Annotated in this window: 20 protein-coding genes; 9 read left to right on the forward strand and 11 right to left on the reverse strand. The window is 67.1% G+C overall.

Features of this window, described 5'->3' with window-relative positions; translation table 11 throughout:
• The first annotated feature begins 119 nt into the window (after nucleotides 1–119).
• Both NA12_RS33450 and NA12_RS00890 read left to right on the forward strand, forming a co-directional pair.
• Nucleotides 120–1,253 carry a hypothetical protein gene (locus NA12_RS33450; RefSeq protein WP_132369823.1) on the forward strand — a complete coding sequence of 378 codons (1,134 nt, stop codon included), beginning with the start codon at nucleotides 120–122 and terminating at the stop codon, nucleotides 1,251–1,253.
• 23 nt (nucleotides 1,254–1,276) lie between these two features.
• Nucleotides 1,277–2,203 (forward strand): inositol monophosphatase family protein, encoded by a 927-nt coding sequence (locus tag NA12_RS00890; protein WP_067444750.1) that lies wholly within the window; start codon nucleotides 1,277–1,279, stop codon nucleotides 2,201–2,203.
• Nucleotides 2,204–2,237: 34 nt separating this feature from the next.
• Here NA12_RS00890 and NA12_RS00895 read toward each other — a convergent pair whose 3' ends face one another.
• From NA12_RS00895 to NA12_RS00935, 9 genes are read right to left on the reverse strand one after another with little or no spacing between them, the layout of a single operon-like run.
• Nucleotides 2,238–3,113 carry an acyl-CoA thioesterase gene (locus NA12_RS00895; protein WP_067444752.1) on the reverse strand — a complete coding sequence of 292 codons (876 nt, stop codon included), beginning with the start codon at nucleotides 3,111–3,113 and terminating at the stop codon, nucleotides 2,238–2,240.
• Between the two features lie 32 nt (nucleotides 3,114–3,145).
• Nucleotides 3,146–3,805 (reverse strand): TetR/AcrR family transcriptional regulator, encoded by a 660-nt coding sequence (locus NA12_RS00900; RefSeq protein ID WP_067444755.1) that lies wholly within the window; start codon nucleotides 3,803–3,805, stop codon nucleotides 3,146–3,148.
• Entirely contained in the window at nucleotides 3,802–4,551 is a 750-nt protein-coding gene (locus NA12_RS00905; RefSeq protein ID WP_207905607.1) for an acyl-CoA dehydrogenase family protein, read from the reverse strand. Before NA12_RS00905 ends, NA12_RS00900 begins: the two co-directional genes overlap by 4 nt.
• Before the next feature lie 51 nt (nucleotides 4,552–4,602).
• A complete protein-coding gene (locus NA12_RS00910; RefSeq protein ID WP_067444760.1) occupies nucleotides 4,603–5,706 on the reverse strand; it encodes an acyl-CoA dehydrogenase family protein in 1,104 nt (367 codons plus the stop codon).
• The gene (locus NA12_RS00915) at nucleotides 5,703–6,110 is read right to left on the reverse strand and encodes a nuclear transport factor 2 family protein (RefSeq protein WP_371855968.1); all 408 of its coding nucleotides are present in this window, start codon (nucleotides 6,108–6,110) and stop codon (nucleotides 5,703–5,705) included. Before NA12_RS00915 ends, NA12_RS00910 begins: the two co-directional genes overlap by 4 nt.
• Nucleotides 6,106–7,317: a metal-dependent hydrolase family protein gene (locus NA12_RS00920; protein ID WP_067444766.1), complete on the reverse strand. Its 1,212-nt coding sequence runs from the start codon at nucleotides 7,315–7,317 to the stop codon at nucleotides 6,106–6,108. Before NA12_RS00920 ends, NA12_RS00915 begins: the two co-directional genes overlap by 5 nt.
• Before the next feature lie 2 nt (nucleotides 7,318–7,319).
• A complete protein-coding gene (locus tag NA12_RS00925; RefSeq protein WP_067444769.1) occupies nucleotides 7,320–7,646 on the reverse strand; it encodes a hypothetical protein in 327 nt (108 codons plus the stop codon).
• Nucleotides 7,627–8,898, reverse strand: a complete 1,272-nt coding sequence (locus NA12_RS00930) for an aromatic ring-hydroxylating oxygenase subunit alpha (protein ID WP_067444784.1) — start codon at nucleotides 8,896–8,898, stop codon at nucleotides 7,627–7,629. The genes NA12_RS00925 and NA12_RS00930 overlap by 20 nt, the downstream gene beginning before the upstream one ends.
• 4 nt (nucleotides 8,899–8,902) lie before the next feature.
• Nucleotides 8,903–9,436, reverse strand: coding sequence for a carboxymuconolactone decarboxylase family protein (locus tag NA12_RS00935; protein ID WP_067444787.1), 534 nt, complete (start codon nucleotides 9,434–9,436; stop codon nucleotides 8,903–8,905).
• A 157-nt stretch (nucleotides 9,437–9,593) separates the two neighbouring features.
• Here NA12_RS00935 and NA12_RS00940 point away from each other — a divergent pair, with 157 nt between their 5' ends.
• The 7 genes from NA12_RS00940 to NA12_RS00970 are packed head-to-tail and all read left to right on the forward strand — an operon-like array spanning nucleotide 9,594 to nucleotide 16,243.
• Nucleotides 9,594–9,902 (forward strand): hypothetical protein, encoded by a 309-nt coding sequence (locus NA12_RS00940; RefSeq protein WP_067444790.1) that lies wholly within the window; start codon nucleotides 9,594–9,596, stop codon nucleotides 9,900–9,902.
• Nucleotides 9,903–9,928: 26 nt separating this feature from the next.
• Nucleotides 9,929–11,095, forward strand: a complete 1,167-nt coding sequence (locus tag NA12_RS00945; protein WP_084472281.1) for an acyl-CoA dehydrogenase family protein — start codon at nucleotides 9,929–9,931, stop codon at nucleotides 11,093–11,095.
• 1 nt (nucleotide 11,096) lies between these two features.
• Nucleotides 11,097–11,864, forward strand: coding sequence for an SDR family NAD(P)-dependent oxidoreductase (locus NA12_RS00950; protein WP_067444796.1), 768 nt, complete (start codon nucleotides 11,097–11,099; stop codon nucleotides 11,862–11,864).
• Complete coding sequence (locus tag NA12_RS00955) at nucleotides 11,864–13,084, forward strand: CaiB/BaiF CoA transferase family protein (RefSeq protein WP_067444799.1); 1,221 nt, start codon at nucleotides 11,864–11,866, stop codon at nucleotides 13,082–13,084. Before NA12_RS00950 ends, NA12_RS00955 begins: the two co-directional genes overlap by 1 nt.
• Nucleotides 13,084–13,914 (forward strand): enoyl-CoA hydratase/isomerase family protein, encoded by an 831-nt coding sequence (locus NA12_RS00960; protein WP_067444801.1) that lies wholly within the window; start codon nucleotides 13,084–13,086, stop codon nucleotides 13,912–13,914. Before NA12_RS00955 ends, NA12_RS00960 begins: the two co-directional genes overlap by 1 nt.
• A 17-nt stretch (nucleotides 13,915–13,931) precedes the next feature.
• A complete protein-coding gene (locus NA12_RS00965; RefSeq protein WP_067444805.1) occupies nucleotides 13,932–15,077 on the forward strand; it encodes a thiolase family protein in 1,146 nt (381 codons plus the stop codon).
• Nucleotides 15,078–15,094: 17 nt separating this feature from the next.
• Nucleotides 15,095–16,243 carry an acyl-CoA dehydrogenase family protein gene (locus NA12_RS00970; protein WP_067444807.1) on the forward strand — a complete coding sequence of 383 codons (1,149 nt, stop codon included), beginning with the start codon at nucleotides 15,095–15,097 and terminating at the stop codon, nucleotides 16,241–16,243.
• 64 nt (nucleotides 16,244–16,307) lie between these two features.
• Here the strand turns inward: NA12_RS00970 and NA12_RS00975 are convergent, their stop codons facing one another.
• Together NA12_RS00975 and NA12_RS00980 are read right to left on the reverse strand one after the other, a co-directional pair.
• Nucleotides 16,308–17,201, reverse strand: coding sequence for an alpha/beta fold hydrolase (locus NA12_RS00975; protein ID WP_067444810.1), 894 nt, complete (start codon nucleotides 17,199–17,201; stop codon nucleotides 16,308–16,310).
• Nucleotides 17,198–17,389 carry a hypothetical protein gene (locus tag NA12_RS00980; protein WP_067444813.1) on the reverse strand — a complete coding sequence of 64 codons (192 nt, stop codon included), beginning with the start codon at nucleotides 17,387–17,389 and terminating at the stop codon, nucleotides 17,198–17,200. Before NA12_RS00980 ends, NA12_RS00975 begins: the two co-directional genes overlap by 4 nt.
• Between the last annotated feature and the right edge of the window lie 91 nt (nucleotides 17,390–17,480).

The raw sequence follows: 17,480 nt of genomic DNA on the forward strand, positions 1-17,480 counted from the left end.
ACCTGCTCAGATTGTTCGAAATACGGAAGTTGCCCATTGTGATGGGTAACCTTCCTCCCAACTACTGCTCATGGGGTGAAGGGCTGTCGGTCATGGGAACGTCGTCGAGGTCACCGGGCGTGAACGCACGCACGAGCCATCAGATGAGTCCGCAAGCGCGCGGCCGGGAGCTGGCCGCGCAGGGCAAGAAACTGTGGACCGAGTTGGGGTCGGTGAAAGGTGCGGCGGCTGAGCTGATGGCCCGGTACCCGGACGTGCCGAGTTTGCAGGCGTACCGATACGCGGCGGGCCTATCCCAAGATCAGGCGGCAGCGCGATACAACGATGTGACCGGAAACCAGACCAGCCTTGGTGGTACATCTGTCAACGCCTGGGAGTCGTGGGCGCGCCGCAGGGGGCAGGGTTCCCCGCCCCCGATGTCAGGTTTGCTCATCTTGTGTGCGGCCTACGGACGAGGGCCGCTGGGGGTCGCGGAGGAGAGCATCAGCCCAACAGAGCTCATAGCCGAAGCCTACGAGCGGCTGCCAATCGAAGATCAGCTAGCGCTGAAAAATTATACAGCGGACAAGGTTCCAGCCGGTGGACCAACATCGGCACTCGAGCACGGCGCGATGCGGAGTCAGCCCCCCGCTCTACACATTCGAGGAGGCCAAGTCGGCCCGGAGTTCATATTGACGGTTCCAACTGTCGAATACGGGAACCCCGACGTAGACGTGTTCACCCTACCCAATCCTCAGCCCGGCAGATTGATTGATCTCACGTGGGAGACCTTCGGTTATGGGGTGGAACGGTTATCGCAACAGATCAAGAACCTGGGAAAACGCCTTGACATGGATATCTGCTTCGGAGTCAATGAAGCCGGCTTGGTTATAGCAACATTCCTGGCTTCATCTCGCTTTTCTCGATGCCGAATAGGCTACTTGCGGTGCAACAAAATGCGCGACGGCATAGACTTGGATGGTGCATCCTTCTACCCTGAAGCCAATGAATCTCCTACGATTCTCATCTGCGACTTCGAAGTCAAGCACGCTGACGTAATCGGCTACCTCGCCCGGCAACTACGTAGCCGCTACCCCAAGGCTGAGCTGTACTTCGCCGTCTTCGGCGCAATGACCAAAGACCGACAATTGGACGTCGACAGCTTCGACGACCTAACCGGCGCCAGGATCATGCGCGCAGCAGAATTTGAAGCAATTTTCATCGCCGCAACAATGAGCCCTCCCGGAATTGAACCTCCATTGGAGTTGCGCTAGATTCGAGCAAAGGTGACCTTCGCATGAGCGACCAGAACACGACCGAGTTGGCGCAGTACATCACCGACATGGTGCCAACTATGATGGCCGAGATACGTCCCCGCCTGGTACAAGCCGCGCTGACCGGGCACCGTTCGGAGACCGAGAATGTCCGCCACGAGGACAATTTCTTGTCGGAGTACGACTTGTGGATGCACGGACGCTACAAGGAACTTCTATCCGAGTACTTACCGTCGTTCATATACGCATCAGAAGAGGCTGATCCGCACGTTGTTGGAAGCGACCCGGAACCAGACTTGTGCATCCTCGTCGATCCGCTGGATACCAGCGAATTGGCCGTTCGATCCCTGCATGGTTACACCCACATCATGGTCTACTCGCGATCTTTGAAACGGCCCATCATTGCGGTAGTCGGCGACATTTTTCATCATGTTCAGCTATACGCGGCCATGCGAGAACCAGATGGCGCCGATCGTGCGTTCATGGTCACTGCAAGCGGCGACCGCCATGCACTGAACCAGCCTTCGCGCGCCCGGCTTCCCCAAGCGCTGGTCACGAACTACCTGATGCGTCCAGATGAGCGATTTCGCCCCCTGGCAAAGCAGCAACAATTCTTCGATGCACTGAGCGCGGCATCGGCGGACGGCAAGAGAAGAGGGCGAATCGGGGTTGATTTCGGCTCTGTCAGTTTGTGCCACGTCGCTGCCGGGTTCACTGATGCGACTGTGGAATTCGCCAAGGGATTTGCCGTCTGGGATCTGTCGCCCGGACATTATATTTTGCACGCAGCCGGGGGCGTGACGATCGATCTCGATGGTGATCCGATCCCGCTGGACTGCGGCCTCAACAGCACAGCGGAGATCAACCAGACGATGGGTACGCGCCGAAAGTTCATCGCGGCCGGCAATCGAGTCCTCGCAGAGGAGATACGCGAAACCATGCAGCACTGACCGCGGCTGTTGCTGTGATCCGGCGTGGTCTCGGTTACCCGCGCTGTGCGGCGGGCTGGGCCGAGATCGCTTCGGCCGCTTCGGCGCCGAAGCGGACCAGGGCTTCCTGGGCGAAGGAGGCGACGAGTTCGCCTGCCACGGTGAGGACGTCGCCTCGGCCGAAGGAGCGGCCGTGTGCCAGGACCGGGCTGTGCTGGCGCAGCAGTAGCCAGTCGTCGGTGCGGAACGGGCGGTGGAACCACAGGGTGTGGGCGGTGACGGCGGAGTTGAACGCGGTGCCGTTGCCGCGCTGGCTGATGCCCTCGAGTGGGCGCAGGGCGGTGCCGATGAGGTTCAGGTCGGTGGCGTAGGCGGCCAGCGCGGCGGACAGGCCGGCGTCGACGGCGGGCGTGCGCATCCAGAACTCGTACTCGGGCAGGGCGGCGGCGGTGGCGTTGAGATCGTCGAAAGCTCTTGTCTCCCAGGGGAGAAGGTCGAAGGTGACGCGGTATTCCGGATCGAGCAGCGCGGGGACGTCCTCGATGTGCTGGATTTGCGGGCCGTCCTCGTCGACGTGCATGGATACGGCGGCGGTGGCGATGACACGCCCGGACTGCCTGGCGACGATCGCGAGGGTGGCGAACGAGCGGCCTTCGTGCTGGCGGGTCACCTCGTAGCGCAGCGGCGCGTCGTAGCCGCCTTCCTTGGCGAAGAGGGTGTGGATCGACTTGACCGATTTGTCCGGGCAGGCGAGTTCGGCGGCGCGGACGAACTGCCCCAGGATCTGGCCGCCGAAGAGCCTGCGATAGTTCAGCGGCAGGTGGGGTCCTTCGAACACGGTCGTGGCAGGGCCGAGGTCGGTGGCGCTGTCGTCGGGCGGCGACACACCCAGATCCAGGCTGGCGAGCAGGCTGTTCCAGAGATCGGTCATAGTCGAATCTTCCTATTCTACCTGAAAGAGAATTATGTTCTCACGGTACCGGTGACGCCCGCGGCGCAGAATTCCCAGACTTCCTCGGCGGTGATCGGGCGCGCTGCCAGGTCGTCCTGGCCGCCGCTGGACTGGGCGGTGAACATCACGGTCTGCATCGTCATGGCGGCCACCCGGCGGGGATTGAGGCCGGGGCGCAGCGTGCCCGCCGACGCGGCGTCGGTCACCAGGTCGACGAAGAGGTCGAGTAGTGGTGCGTGCGCGACCTTCACGTGGGCGGGATGGGTGACCAGCAGGCGCGGCGCGAAGTCGGTGAACAGCGGGTGGCGATCCCGGGGATCGGACCGGCACAGCGAGAACAGCAGCTGTACCGCGACTCCGAGCCGGGTCAGCGGATCGTCCTCCTCGGCCGCCGCCAGGCGGATCTGCTCGGCCGTGCGCAGCAGCGCGTCCTCGAACAGGGCGAGCAGCAGTTCGTGCTTGCCGTCGAATTGCAGATAGAAGCTGCGCAGCGACTGGCGCGACCGCTCCACCACCTCCTGCACGGTGAAATCGGTGCTGCCGTTCTCGGAGATGATCGCCTGGGCCGCTTCGAGGAAACGCTGCACCCGCTGTTCGGCCCGCAACCGGGTGGACTTGATCGACCGTTCCACCGCGCGTTGTTTCCAGGCGGGTTCCGCGCGCTCACTCATAGCTGCACCAGCCGCGCGGCCGTGCCCGAAGCGCGCGCGATGGCGCCCGCCTCGCGGACCAGTTCGCGGGAACTGCCGAGCAGTCCGTCCAGGACCAGCACCCGGCGGATGTGGCGGTGCAGATCGTGTTCGGCGGTGAAGCCGATGCCGCCCAGCGTCTGCTGACAGTGCCGCGCGGTGATCAGGGCGGCCCGCCCCGCGGCGGCCTTGGCCAGCAGCGACCCCAGATCGTCGGTGGCCGCGGCTAAGGTGGCCTCGGCGCCCTCGATCGCGACGAAGGTCTCGGCGAGGCGGTGCCGGATCGCCTGGAACGAGGCCACCGGCCGCCCGAACTGCACGCGATCGACGGCGTGGGTGCGGGCCAGCGCCAGCATGGCCCGGCTCGCGCCGGTGAGCCACCAGCCCAGCGCCCGCCGGCCCTCGGCCAGTGGGATCGGTGCCCCCGCCGGGACCGCGCGAATCGGCAGATCGGCGTCCAGGGTCGGGGACCGGTCGGCGCCGGACGCGTCGTCGGCGTGGTCCCAGCGCACCCAGGTTCCCCCGGACCAGGGCAGCGCGACCGGGTCGTCGGCGGACAGTCCGCCAGCCGCCCGGACGACGTCGTTGAGCAGCGGCGCGTGCGCGCCGGTCTCGCCGAGCAACCGGAACACCAGGGGGACAGTGGCGTCAGGCGCGTCGGTCAGCATCTCCTGCCAGCCCAGGTCGACGAGCGCTGTGTGCAGCTCCGCGCCGGAGACGTCGCGCATGGTCTTGCGCAGCGTCTGGGCCAGCAGATCGAGTTCGGCAGCATCCACGGTTCACTCTTTCCCCAGGTCGAGCAGTCGACGCGCGATGATGTTGCGTTGGATCTCGGCGGTGCCGCCGTAGATCGTCGCGGCGCGCGAGTACAGGTATTCCGCGCGCCACGGTGAATCGGCGAGCTCGATGACGCCGGGCAGCAGATCGCGGACGGTGTCGAACAGGTGCTGTTCGGCCGTGGCGAGCAGCACCTTGTCGACGGAGGTCTCCGGTCCCAGCTTGCCGCCGGCCGCCAGACGTTCCTGCGTCGCCAGCGAGCGGCAGCGGATGGTGTGCAGGGCCAGGTGGACGGCGCCGAGTTCGGCGTCGTCGTGGCCGGCCCGGTCGTCGTGCGCGGTCTGCTCGAGCAGCTGGTCGAATCGCCTGTAGAGATAAGCGATCCGGTGCCAGAAGCAGGTGGAGCGCTCGTGTGGGAGCAGATCCATCGCGATCCGCCAGCCGTCGCCCGGTCGGCCGAGCATGCGGTCGGCGGGCACGACGACCTCGTCGAAGTACACCTCGGCGAACTCGTCGATGCCGTGCATCGTGCGCAACGGCCGCACGGTGATGCCGGGGGAGTCCATGTCGACGAAGAACGCGGTGATCCCGTCGTGGCCGATTCCGGTGCGGGTCAACAGGACACAGCGCGCCGCGTACTGGGCCAGGCTGGTCCACACCTTCTGACCGGTGATCACCCAGTGATCACCGCGCTGCTCGGCCTTGGTGCTCAGGGAGGCGAGATCGCTGCCCGAGCCGGGCTCGGAGAACCCCTGGCACCACTGTTCGCGGCCGCTGAGCAGTCGCGGCACCATTTCCGCTGCCAGCTGCGGGCTGGCGTAGGAGATCATCGTGGGCGCGAGAACCTCGATCATGGAGTAGATGCCGGGCTCGGCCAGGTCGCGGGTCGCGACCTCCTCGCCGAGGATCGCCCGCAGCACCGCCGGTCCGCCGAGACCTCCCACCTCGGCGGGCCAGCCGTACCGCATCCAATCCGCGTCGAAGAGCGCGCGCCGGACCCTGGCCAGTTGCTCGACCTGTGCGTCGAGCGAATGGTCGGGCCCCGCGGACAGGTCGTTCGCGTCGAGCCAGGACCGCAGACCGGTCCGGAAGTCGGCGCGGTTCACGCACTCGGTCGTTCGAAGGCGTGCGGACGGCCGGAGTCGTGGTCGCCGTTGCGACGGATGAACGTCATGGCCCTGGTGCGCAGCCGCCAGCCCGCGTCGGTGCGCGCGTAGGTATCGCTGTAGTAGCCGATCCGCATGTCGTGGGTCGACTGCTCGATGAAGCACAGCGGCTGGGTGCCGCTGGCGGTGTCGCCGTCGATCTCCAAGGCCGGGGTGCCGGTGAGGAACAACCCCTTCGGCGCCGCGGCGACGAGATCGGGGAACTCGTCGAGCGGGTAGGTGTCGCCGAAGGCGCTGTAGTTGCCGTCGGGGGTGAACACCGCGACCAGGCCCTCGATGTCGCCCTTGGTGATGGTGACCGCGTACCGCGCGAGCAGCTGTTCCAGCTCGATCACGTCGTCAATTCTGGACAAAGACTTTTCCGCCTTTCATCACGAACCGCACCCGCTGGGTGACGGTGATGTCGGTGAGTGGGTCGCCGGGAACCGCGATGATGTCGGCGAGCAGACCCTCGGCCAGCCGGCCCCGGTCGGTGACATCGATCAGTTCGGCGGCCGTGGTGGTCGCAGCGCGCAGCACGGCCAACGGGCTCATGCCGCGGTCGACGAGCGCGACCAGCTCGTCGGCGTTGCGGCCGTGCGGGATCGCGGGGGCGTCGGTGCCCACCGCGATCTTCACCCCGGCCTTGTAGGCGGCCAGCACCGAGGTGCGGGCGCGCGGGAACATCTGTGCCGCCTTGGCCTGGAGCTCCGGCGGTGCTTTCGACACGTCCATGGCGTCGGCCAGGCGGGTGGTCGGCACCAGGTAGGTGCCCTTCTCGACCATCAGTGCGATGGCGTCGTCGTCGATCAGGAAGCCGTGCTCGATGCAGTCGATCCCCGCCTCGACCGCGGCGCGCACCGCGTCGGCGCCGTGGGTGTGCGAGGCGACCCGCAACCCGCGCCGGTGCGCCTCGTCGACGATCGCCCGCAGTTCCTCGGACGAATAGTGTTGTGCCCCAGGCGCTCCGGTGAGCGACATGACGCCGCCGGAGACACAGACCTTGATCAGCTGCGCGCCGTGCTTGATCTGGTACCGGACCGCCTTGCGCACCTCATCGACACCGTTGGCGATGCCCTCCTCGATGCTGAGCTCCAGCACGTGCGGGGCGAACGCGGCGAACATCGTCGGATCGAGATGTCCGCCGGTCGGGGTGATCGCGTGCCCGGCGGGCACGATGCGCGGCCCGTCGACCCAGCCGGCGTCGATGGCCTTGCCGAGCGCGACATCGAGCAGATACCCGCCGGTCTTGACGAACAGACCGAGGTTGCGCACGGTCGTGAAACCGGCCCGCAGCGTGCGGCGGGCATTGCCCACCGCACGCAGCATTCGCAGCGGGGGATCATCCTGAACGCTGGAGGCCAGCCCGGTCTCGCCGCGCCCGCCCATCAGGAGGTTGACCTCCATGTCCATCAGGCCGGGCAGCAGGACGGCGTCGCCGAGGTCGATGATCTCGCCCTCGGGTTCGCCACCGAGGCCGACGATCCGATCACCCTCGATCCGGATGACTCCTGGTCGGACGATCTCGCCGGTGTCGATGTCGAGGTACCCGGCGGCCAACAGCGTCAGCATGATCAGACCACCGGCTCCCGGATGAGGTGGACCATGGCGGCGCCGGAGTCGGGCACCCGCGCCTGCTTCCAGACCTCGACGGGGAAGGACACGTTCACCAGCGACTGCATCAGATGCAGCAGTGCGCGGGCATCATCGGGCAGGTCGTCGAGCGGGAACTTGTCGCAGTAGGTGATCGCGTCCTCCAGCCGGGGGAACGCCTTGTCGTAGAACTCCTGCATGTCGGGCATGCTCGAGGCGAGACGCTTGGTGTAGCGCTGCGGCTCGGTGGGCAGGACCCAGTCGGAGAACTGCTCCAGATCAGCGAATTCAGCGGGCAGCAGTGGCATCTCGGTACTCCTGAACCTTGTCCTTGGCGACCTTGTGCAGGTGGCGCAGCAAGATCTCCTGGTCGTTGAGGGGGAAATCGGACACGATGCGGGTGGCCAGCATCGTCTGGGTGGCTTCGAGGGTGTTCGCGTCCTGCAGCGCGTACTCCTTGAAGGTGACCGCGGCCAGCTCCTGGCCCAGGCGTTCGCGCGCGGTCTTGGGCGGCACGAAGTACAGGTTCGCCTCGAAGATGTGCTTGTTCACCGCGGTCGGCCAGTAGTGGTAGGTGAGGTACCAGCCGGGCTCCCAGAACAGCAGCGACATGTTCGGGAAGATCTCGAACTCGTCGACGCCCCAGGCCCGGTGGCGGGCGGGGTTGATGCCCTCGGGCAGCTTGTCCAGGCCCTCGATGTCGGGCTTGTCCCACGGTCCGAACAGGCCGCTGCGCAGCACGCGCTCGATCGGCTTGACCATGTTGGGGTCCTTGGGCGGGGCCATGCCGCCCCACGAGGAGATCATCGAGTGCGGGCTCTGCAGCTCGTAGTGCAGCGCCTCGTACCCGGTGCCCGCCAGCTTGTCGGCCTCGTCCTTGACCGCCTGCTTCATGTGCAGGATCGGCGCGTGGTAGAACTCGGCGAACGCGTCGATGAACAGCTTCCAGTTGCTGCCGATCTCGGCGCGGTAGCTGTAGACCTCGGTGAACTCGTGGAACGGGTAGCCTTCGACGCCGGCGACGAGGGTGCCCAGGTACTCGGTGAGCGGCGGGGCGTCCTCGTCGAGGTTGACGAAGATGAAGCCCTCCCACACCTCGCAGCGCACGGTCTTGAGGCCGTAGAGCTGCTTGTCGAGGTCGAAGAACTCCTTCTCCTGCTGGACGAAGTTCACCTCACCCTCGAGGCTGTAGCGCCAGGCGTGGTACTTGCAGGTGAACTGGCGGCACGTGCCCGAGGTCTCCTCGTTCGGGAAGTCGTCCCAGACCAGCTTGTTGCCGCGGTGGCGGCAGATGTTGTGGAACGCCCGCACGACCTGATCGTTGCCCTTGGCGATGATGAGCGAGGTGCCGACCGAGGGCAGTTCCCTGGTGAAGTAGCTGCCGACCTTCGGAAGTCGTTCGACGCGACCGATATTGAGCCAGGTCTTCTTGAAGATGGCGTTGCGCTCGTCCTCGTAGAAGTCGGGGTCGATGGAGTCGGTGTAGTCCACCGGCTCGGTGCCGAGCTCGGGGTAGTGCTCCGTCCAGCTACCCGCTGTCGGCTTGGTGAAGTGGGCCAAAGGATTACCTTTCCGTGTGTTCGACTTCGACGCCGAAGGTGTTGAAGGCCATGGCCAACATGCCGTAGCCGCCGACCGTGAAGACCAGATCCATGCACTGCCGCTCGTCGAGGTGCGCGCCGAGGGCGGCCCAGGTCGAATCGGACAGGTTCGCTGTGGTGTCGAGTTCGTCGGTCGCGGTGAAGATCACGCGATCGAACTCGTCGGTGGGGGGCCCGCCCTGTGCCGCCGCGATATCGGCGGCGCTCACGCCGGACTCGTGGGCCATCTCCACGTGATGGGCCCACTCGTAGGCGCAGCCGCGTCGATGGGCGACGCGCAGGATCGCCAGTTCGCGTACCCGCGCCGGCAGTGTCGACCGGAACAGCAGGTGCACACCGAGGCTCAGGTAGGCCTTCGTCAGGTCCGGATGGCGGACCAGGGTGGACAGTGCGTTTCCGGCGTCCGCCGGGTTCTGCCGGTCCCGGGGCAGCAGACCGGACAGGGCGCGCTGAACCTGCTCGTCCCATTGGTCCGCCGGCAGCGGGGGTAGGCGCATCACTGCCTCCTCTCGATTCGGAGAATCACGTTCTCGTATTTGAACTGTAAGATTTCCATGGGTTGGGCGGATAGTCAACGGGTCATTGATTCTCGCTGAATGAGAAGCTAGTTTTCATTGAGAGAGAGCGACGTAACCTCAGGAAGGGAGATCCACCATGACCGCAGTGCCACTGCGTCCCGGTGATCAACTCGCCAGCACCGTCTGCGGTACGCGAGTGGTGGTGATCCGGGTACCGGCCAACCGCACGCCCGTGATCACCTGCGGCGCGAGCCCGATGATCCCTGCCGTCAACGCCCCCACGGTCGCCGCGAGCGGTGCGCCGCGCACGGTGATCGGCAAGCGGTATGTGGATGTCGCCGAGGGCGTCGAGGTGCTGTGCATCGCGGCGGGCGCGGGCTCGTTGAGCTGCGACGGCGAGCCGATGACGGTGAAGGCGGCCAAAGCGCTGCCCGCCTCGGACTGATGGGGGAACCACGCATGTCCGCCGGGATGAGTTTCGCGCTGAGCGAGGATCAGCAGCTGATCCGCGACTCGGTCGCCGAGCTGATGAAGAAGTTCGACGACAAGTACTGGATGGAGCGCGATCAGGCCCACGAGTTCCCGACGGCGTTCTACGACACCATCGCCGCGGGCGGCTGGCTCGGCATCACGATTCCGCCGGAGTACGGCGGGCACGGGCTGGGGATCACCGAGGCGTCGATCCTGCTCGAGGAGGTCGCCCGCTCCGGCGGTGGGATGAACGCGGCCACCGCGATTCACCTGTCGATCTTCGGCATGCATCCGGTGGTGGTGCACGGATCCGAGGAGCTCAAGCGCCGGACCCTGCCCCGCATCGTCAACGGTGATCTGCACGTGTGTTTCGGGGTCACCGAACCGGGTGCGGGCCTCGACACCACCCGGATCAGTACCTTCGCCCGGCGCGAGGGCGACCACTACGTGGTCAACGGGCGCAAGGTGTGGATCTCCAAGGCCATGGAGTCGGAGAAGATCCTGCTGCTCACGCGCACCACCCGGTACGAGGACGTCGAGAAGAAGACCGACGGCATGACCCTGTTCCTCACCGATCTCGACCGCACCAAGGTCGACATCCGGCCGATCGCGAAAATGGGTCGCAACGCCGTCACCTCGAACGAGCTGTTCATCGACGACCTGCGGATTCCGGTCGAGGACCGGGTCGGCGAAGAGGGCATGGGTTTCCGGTATCTGCTGGACGGGCTCAATCCCGAGCGGATGTTGATCGCCGCCGAAGCACTCGGCATCGGCCGGGTCGCCCTGGACCGGGCTGTGCGCTACGCGGGCGACCGCGAAGTCTTCGGCAGGCCGATCGGGATGAACCAGGCCATCCAGTTCCCGCTCGCCGACTCGTTGACCCATCTCGACGCCGCCGAGCTGGTCCTGCGTAAGGCCACCTGGCTCTACGACAACGGCCAACCGTGCGGTCGCGAGGCCAACACCGCCAAGTATCTGTGCGCGGAGGCGGGTTTCACCGCCGCCGATCGCGCGCTGCAAACCCACGGCGGGATGGGTTACGCCGAGGAGTACAACGTCGCCCGCTACTTCCGCGAGGCGCGCGTGATGAAAATCGCGCCGATCAGTCAGGAAATGATCCTGAACTACCTGGGATCGCACACGCTGGGAATGCCGAGGAGCTACTGAAATGACCGTCAACACAGCACTGTTCGATCTGACCGGACGATCGGCACTGGTCACGGGTGCGGCAGGCGGCATCGGTGCCGCTGTCGCGCGGGCCCTGGCCACCGCGGGCGCCGCGGTGCTGGTCACCGATGTCGACGGCGCCGCCGCGGCCGTGGTCGCGGAGAAGATCGTGGCCGAGGGCGGCACTGCCCGCAGCGCGGCGCTCGACGTGCGCGACCGAGCGTCCGCGGACGCGGCCGTCGCCGCGGCGGCCGAGCTTGCCGACGGGGTGCTGCACATTCTGGTGAACAACGCCGGTGTGACCGCTCCGGCCATGTTCGCCGAGACCAGCGAGGAATCGGTGTCGCTGTTGCTCGACATCCACCTGCTCGGCACGTTCCGGTGCTCGCAGGCCGCGCTGGCGAAATTGGCGACCGACGGCACCGGCCGGATCATCAATGTCACCTCGTCGGCCGGCATCGTCGGCACGCTCGGCCAGGTGAACTACTCCGCGGCCAAGGCCGGCATCATCGGCGTCACGAAGTCGCTGGCGCGCGAGCTGGCCCGCAAGCAGATCCTGGTGAACGCGCTCGCCCCGCTGGCGGCGACTCCTATGACCAGCACCCTGCGCACCAACGAGAAGTTCTCCGCGCAGATGCTGAACCGAATTCCGTTGCGCCGCTGGGCGGAACCGGATGAGGTGGCGGGCGCCTTCGTGTTCCTCGCCTCCGACGCGGCCTCCTTCGTCACCGGGCAGGTGCTGCCGGTCGACGGCGGCATGGTGATGTGATGGCCGCACACGCGGCGGCGGACCCCGCGCCGTTGGCCGGCGTCACGGTGGTGGCGCTGGAGCAGGCGGTATCCGCGCCGATGTGCACGCGCACCCTGGCCGATCTCGGTGCGCGGGTGCTGAAGATCGAGAACCCGGACGGTGGCGATTTCGCCCGGTACTACGACGACGTGGTCGACGGCCTCGCGGCGCACTTCGTCTGGGTGAATCGTGGCAAGGAATCGGTGGCGCTGAACCTGAAGTCGCCGGCCGGAATGGAGGTGCTGCACCGGCTGCTCGACCACGCCGACGTGCTCGTCTCCAATCTCGCTCCCGGCGCCACCGCGCGGCTCGGCATCACCCCCGCCGACCTCGAGCACAGCCATCCCGACCTGATCGCGGTCGAGATCGACGGCTTCGGCGCGGGCGGTCCGCTATCGGGCAAACGCGCGTACGACCTACTGGCACAGGCGGAATCGGGAGTGTGCGCGGTGACCGGTGCGGCGGGCGCGCCCGCCAAGCCCGGTCCACCGGTCGCCGATGTCTGCTCCGGTCTGTACGCGGCGATCTCGATCCTGGCCATGCTGTCCGCGCGCGACCGGCGCACCCGGAAGGGGGCGGCGGTCACGGTCAGCCTGTTCGACACGATGGCCGAGGTGATGGGCTACCAGCTCACCTACACCCGGCATTCCGGCATCGATCAGCAGCCGCTCGGCATGAGTTCGCCCGCGGTGGCGCCCTACGGCGCGTACCCGACCGGTGACGGGCAGACCGTCGTGCTGGGCACCACCAATGACGGGGAATGGCAACGGCTCTCGCGCGAACTGCTGGGGCGAGCGGATCTGGCCGACGACCCACGTTTCCGGAGCAATTCCGACCGGGTTCGTCATCGCGAGGTGCTCGACGCCGAGATCGGCGCGTGGTGCGCCGGCCACGACCTGGCCCACATCCAGCAGGCCGCCGACACGGCGGGCATCGGCAACGCCCGCTACAACACCCCGAGCGAAGTGCTGGATCATCCCCAGTTGACCGAGCGCGATCGCTGGCGTCGGATCGATACCCCGGTCGGGCAGATCCCGGCGCTGCTCCCGCCGCCGATCATCGCCGGGTTCGACCCGCCGATGGGGGCGGTGCCCGCGCTGGGCGAACACACGAACGCGGTGCTCGCGGAGTTCGGTCTCACCGACGACGAGATCGCCCTGCTGCGCCTGCACCGTCTCATCGCCACGGCCGTGCCCTGATGACGTTGGGGGACAAAGACATCCGCGATGAACGGATCCTGCTGACCGAAGACCGCAACGGCGTGCGCACGCTGACCCTGCATCGGCCGCACCGCAAGAACGCGATCAATCGCGAACTGTGGGCGGCGCTGCGGGAGGCACTGGACGCGGCCGGCCGCGACCGCGACGTCCGCGCCCTCGTGCTCACCGGCGCGGGCGGGGCCTTCTGCTCCGGCGCGGATATCGCCACACCCGACCCCAGCCATCCCCTGCACAAGTTGCGCGCGCTCACCGATGTCGCGCTGCTGCTGCACGAGTTGCCGATTCCCACCATCGCCAAGGTGCACGGGGTGGCGGTCGGCGCGGGCTGGAACCTGGCACTGGGCTGCGATCTGGTGGTCGCGACGCCGCAGTCGCGGTTCTCGCAGATCTTCACCCGTCGCGGGCTCTCGCTCGATCTCGGCGGGTCCTGGTTGCTGCCCAAACTCGTGGGACTGCAACAGGCCAAGCGGCTGGCGCTGCTGGCCGAGACGATCGACGCCGAGCGGGCGCACGCGCTGAACCTGGTGACGTGGGTCGTCGCCGAACCCGAGCTCGATGCCTTCGTCGTCGAGCTCGCCGAACGGCTCGCCGCCGGACCGCCGGTGGCGCTGGCCCAGACCAAGGCACTGCTGAACGAGGGCGCGGACCGCACCCTGCGCGACGCGCTGGCCAATGAGGCCCGGGCGCAGGGGGTGAACTTCGCGACCGCCGACGCACCGGAGGCCTTCGCGGCGTTCGCGGCCGCCCGGGAACCGGAGTTCACCGGCCGCTGGGCGATCGCCCGGCAGACCGAACACAACGATGACTAGTTCGAATGGAGAGCGCCATGCGTGAGGTAGTAGTGGTCGAGGCGGTGCGCACGCCGTGGGGCAAACGCAACGGCGGCCTGTCGGGCACCCATCCGGCGGATCTGTCCGCGGTGGTACTCAACGCCCTGATCGAGCGCACCGGGATCGACCCGGCCGTGATCGACGACGTGATCTGGGGCTGTGTCTCCCAGGTCGGTGACCAGTCGAGCAATATCGGGCGCTACGCGGTGCTGGCCGCCGGATGGCCGGAGAGCATTCCCGGCACGACGGTGAACCGGGCGTGCGGCTCGAGCCAGCAGGCGGTGGATTTCGCTGTGCAGGCGGTGATGTCGGGGCAGCAGGATGTCGTCGTCGCGGGTGGGGTCGAGGTGATGAGCCGGGTCCCGCTCGGCGCGGCGAAGGAGGGTGGTGCCCCCTACGGCCCGAAAGCCCGTGCGCGCTACCAGGATTTCTCGTTCAACCAGGGCATTTCCGCGGAGCTGATCGCCCAGAAGTGGGGGCTGGATCGCCATCGGCTCGACGAATTCGCCACGCTCTCGCACGAACTGGCCGCGGCCGCGCAGGACCGTGGCGCGTTCGACGCCCAGCTCGTGCCCGTCGAGACCGAGGCGGGGACGGTGACCGCCGACGAAGGCGTGCGCCGCGGGACGACACCCCAGACCCTGGCCAAACTCAAGCCGGCCTTCCAAGCCGACGGCGTGATCCACGCGGGTAACTCCTCCCAGATCTCCGACGGTGCCGCCGCGGTGCTGGTGACGACACCGGAGCGGGCCCGCGAACTGGGGCTGACACCGCTGGTGCGCTACCGCGCGGGCGCGGTGACCGGCGCCGACCCGGTACTCATGCTGACCGGTCCGATTCCGGCGACCGAGAAGGTCCTGCGCAAAGCAGGTCTCGATCTCGCCGAGATCGGCGTCTTCGAGGTGAACGAGGCGTTCGCGTCGGTGCCGCTGGCCTGGCTCGCCGAAACCGGCGCCGACGCACAGCTGCTCAACCCGCTCGGCGGTGCCATCGCGCTCGGTCATCCGCTCGGTGGTTCGGGGGCGGGTCTGCTCACCCGGATGGTTCATCACATGCGCGACAACGGAATTCGCTACGGCCTGCAAACGATGTGTGAGGGCGGCGGCACCGCCAACGCCGCCATCGTCGAACTGGTCGCCTGAGCAACAAGGAGACATCGGTGCGCCGAGACATCTACACCGAGGACCACGAAGCCTTCCGCGGGCTGGCCAGGGAATTCATCGACAAGGAGATCGCGCCCCACTACGCCGAGTGGGAAAAGGCCGGGCAGATGCCGCGCGAGGTCTTCGAAAAGCTCGGTGCCCTCGGCATTCTCGGCGTCGCCATCCCACCGGAGTACGGGGGAGCGGGCCTGCGGGACTACCGCTACAACGCCGTCCTGCAGGAGGAAGCGGCGCGAGCGCTGGTGACGCTGAGCACGGTGCGCACCCAGCTCGATGTCATCCTCCCGTATTTCCTGGCCTACGCCGACGAGCAGCAACGTGAACGCTGGTTCCCCGGGCTGGCGAGCGGTTCGTTGCTGACCGCAATCGCGATGACCGAACCCGGCACCGGCTCCGATCTGGCCGGGATGCGCACCTACGCGGTGCGCGACGGCGACGACTATCTGCTCAGCGGCGCGAAGACGTTCATCACCGGCGGCCTGCTCGCCGATCTGGTGATCGTGGTGGCGCGGACCTCGACCGATCCGGAGAACCGGCGCGCGGGTCTGACCCTGCTGGTGGTCGAGGACGGCATGCCCGGCTTCGAGCGCGGGCGGGTGCTGGACAAGATGGGCTGCAAGGTGCAGGACACCGTCGAGCTGTCGTTCGACGCGGTCCGGGTTCCCGTGGCGAATCGGCTCGGGGCCGAAGGCGAGGCCTTCGGCTACCTCGGCAACAATCTGTCGCAGGAACGGATGACGGTCGCGGTCGGCTCGGTTGCCCAGGCGCGGGCCGCGATCACCGCCACGATCGACTACGTCAAGGAACGCAAGGCCTTCGGGAAACCGGTCGCGTCCTTCCAGAACACCAAGTTCGAACTCGCCGCGATGTCGGCCGAGGTCGAGGCGGCGCAGGCCATGGTGGATCGTGCCGTGCTGGATCTGGTCGACGGTGAACTGTCCGGCCCCGATGCGGCACGCGTGAAGCTGTTCACCACCGAAATGCAAGGCCGGGTGGTCGATCGGTGTCTGCAGCTGTTCGGTGGTTACGGCTATATGAGCGAGTACCCGATCGCACGGTTGTACACCGACGCGCGAGTGGCCAGGATCTACGCCGGAACCAGTGAGGTCATGAAGGTGATCATCGCCAAATCCCTCGGCCTCTGAGACACCGACGAAATCCGCCCCACGACAATCCTTGTCGTGGGGCGGATTTCGTTGATCGGCGATCTCAGCGGCGCGCGATCACGCATTCCTCGATGAACGACATCACCCGGAGGTGATAGGCGGTCGCCGAATGCCCCATGCTCAGGTTGTGGCCCGCATCGGCCTGCTCGTGGAGCAGCACGCGCGGCGCGGCCGTGAACAGCGCGGTGATCTCGCCCAACGCGAGTGGGTCGGTGCGCCAAACCTTTTCGTACGCGCCCACGGTGAACTGGACGGGAACGCGGACCTTCGCGGCGGTGTGCTCGAAATCGTGCGCCACCCACTGCGGCATCATGGTGGCCTCGTACGCCGGGCCCGGCGACGCGATCGCCGCGCCACCGAAGACCTCGGCCGGGTACAGACGGCTCGGCTGCCAGAGCAGTTCGCGCAGACGTTCGCCGCGCCCCGGCCCGGCCGCTGTCAGGTTGCTGATGGCTTCGGGGTGGTGTTTCCTGCCGGTGCCGGCGAGTTCGATGCCGAGCAACTGCGCGCCACGCTCGTCGGCGGCCATCCGGACGGCCAGTTCACACCCGGCGGAATGCGCGAGGATGAACATCCCCGCTCCGCGCTCGCGCGTCCCGAGCACGCGCTCCACCAGGGCGTAGGCGAGGTCGACGCGGCGGGCGGCCGGTGCGATGTCGGCCGCGTGCGGCGCCGAACTGCCGTAGCCGGGGCGGTCGATCGCGACCACCGTGAACCCGAGCGCGGGCGCGGTGCGCAACAGCGACAGCCGGGGGTGGCCGGGGCAGTCGAAGTAGGCGGAGGTCGTCACGCCGCCGTGGACGGCGATGATGACGGCGCGCGGGTCGGCCGCCTCGGCGACCGTGGCCGACATCGGGATTCCGTCGATATCGACGACGTAGGAGCTGATCGGTACCTCGTGCGGTAGCCGCACCAGATCGGAACCGGCACTGGTCATGGTGTGGAGTCGCCTTCGGAGTCGGTGGGGGTGAGGGTGAGATGGCCCGCCTCCGCGGAGACGAGCACGGCACAGGCAGCGATCGTGAGATCCGGCAGCACCGCCGTGCCGTAGTGGTAGGTGTACGCGCGCAGGCGCCCGATGACGGTGATGCCGCCGCTGGGCAGCGGGAGAGTTGTCCCAGTCATGAGACTCCCCATTCAATTGTCGGAAAGATCCAGGGAGCGGATCGCAATGTCACCGATTCCGGCCTGTTGCTAGACTGCATTCTCTAATATG

This window comes from Nocardia alba NBRC 108234 (genome assembly GCF_001612665.1).
In the GTDB taxonomy this organism is placed as follows: domain Bacteria; phylum Actinomycetota; class Actinomycetes; order Mycobacteriales; family Mycobacteriaceae; genus Nocardia; species Nocardia alba.

Excerpts from the sequence above, each read along its gene's own strand:
- NA12_RS00890 (WP_067444750.1), top strand. The coding sequence starts at position 1,277 with ATGAGCGACCAGAACACGACCGAGTTGGCGCAGTACATCACCGACATG.
- NA12_RS00895 (WP_067444752.1), bottom strand. The coding sequence starts at position 3,113 with ATGACCGATCTCTGGAACAGCCTGCTCGCCAGCCTGGATCTGGGTGTG.
- NA12_RS00900 (WP_067444755.1), bottom strand. The coding sequence starts at position 3,805 with ATGAGTGAGCGCGCGGAACCCGCCTGGAAACAACGCGCGGTGGAACGG.
- NA12_RS00905 (WP_207905607.1), bottom strand. The coding sequence starts at position 4,551 with ATGCGCGACGTCTCCGGCGCGGAGCTGCACACAGCGCTCGTCGACCTG.
- NA12_RS00920 (WP_067444766.1), bottom strand. The coding sequence starts at position 7,317 with ATGCTGACGCTGTTGGCCGCCGGGTACCTCGACATCGACACCGGCGAG.
- NA12_RS00925 (WP_067444769.1), bottom strand. The coding sequence starts at position 7,646 with ATGCCACTGCTGCCCGCTGAATTCGCTGATCTGGAGCAGTTCTCCGAC.
- NA12_RS00935 (WP_067444787.1), bottom strand. The coding sequence starts at position 9,436 with ATGCGCCTACCCCCGCTGCCGGCGGACCAATGGGACGAGCAGGTTCAG.
- NA12_RS00940 (WP_067444790.1), top strand. The coding sequence starts at position 9,594 with ATGACCGCAGTGCCACTGCGTCCCGGTGATCAACTCGCCAGCACCGTC.
- NA12_RS00945 (WP_084472281.1), top strand. The coding sequence starts at position 9,929 with ATGAGTTTCGCGCTGAGCGAGGATCAGCAGCTGATCCGCGACTCGGTC.
- NA12_RS00950 (WP_067444796.1), top strand. The coding sequence starts at position 11,097 with ATGACCGTCAACACAGCACTGTTCGATCTGACCGGACGATCGGCACTG.
- NA12_RS00955 (WP_067444799.1), top strand. The coding sequence starts at position 11,864 with ATGGCCGCACACGCGGCGGCGGACCCCGCGCCGTTGGCCGGCGTCACG.
- NA12_RS00960 (WP_067444801.1), top strand. The coding sequence starts at position 13,084 with ATGACGTTGGGGGACAAAGACATCCGCGATGAACGGATCCTGCTGACC.
- NA12_RS00965 (WP_067444805.1), top strand. The coding sequence starts at position 13,932 with ATGCGTGAGGTAGTAGTGGTCGAGGCGGTGCGCACGCCGTGGGGCAAA.
- NA12_RS00975 (WP_067444810.1), bottom strand. The coding sequence starts at position 17,201 with ATGACCAGTGCCGGTTCCGATCTGGTGCGGCTACCGCACGAGGTACCG.
- NA12_RS00980 (WP_067444813.1), bottom strand. The coding sequence starts at position 17,389 with ATGACTGGGACAACTCTCCCGCTGCCCAGCGGCGGCATCACCGTCATC.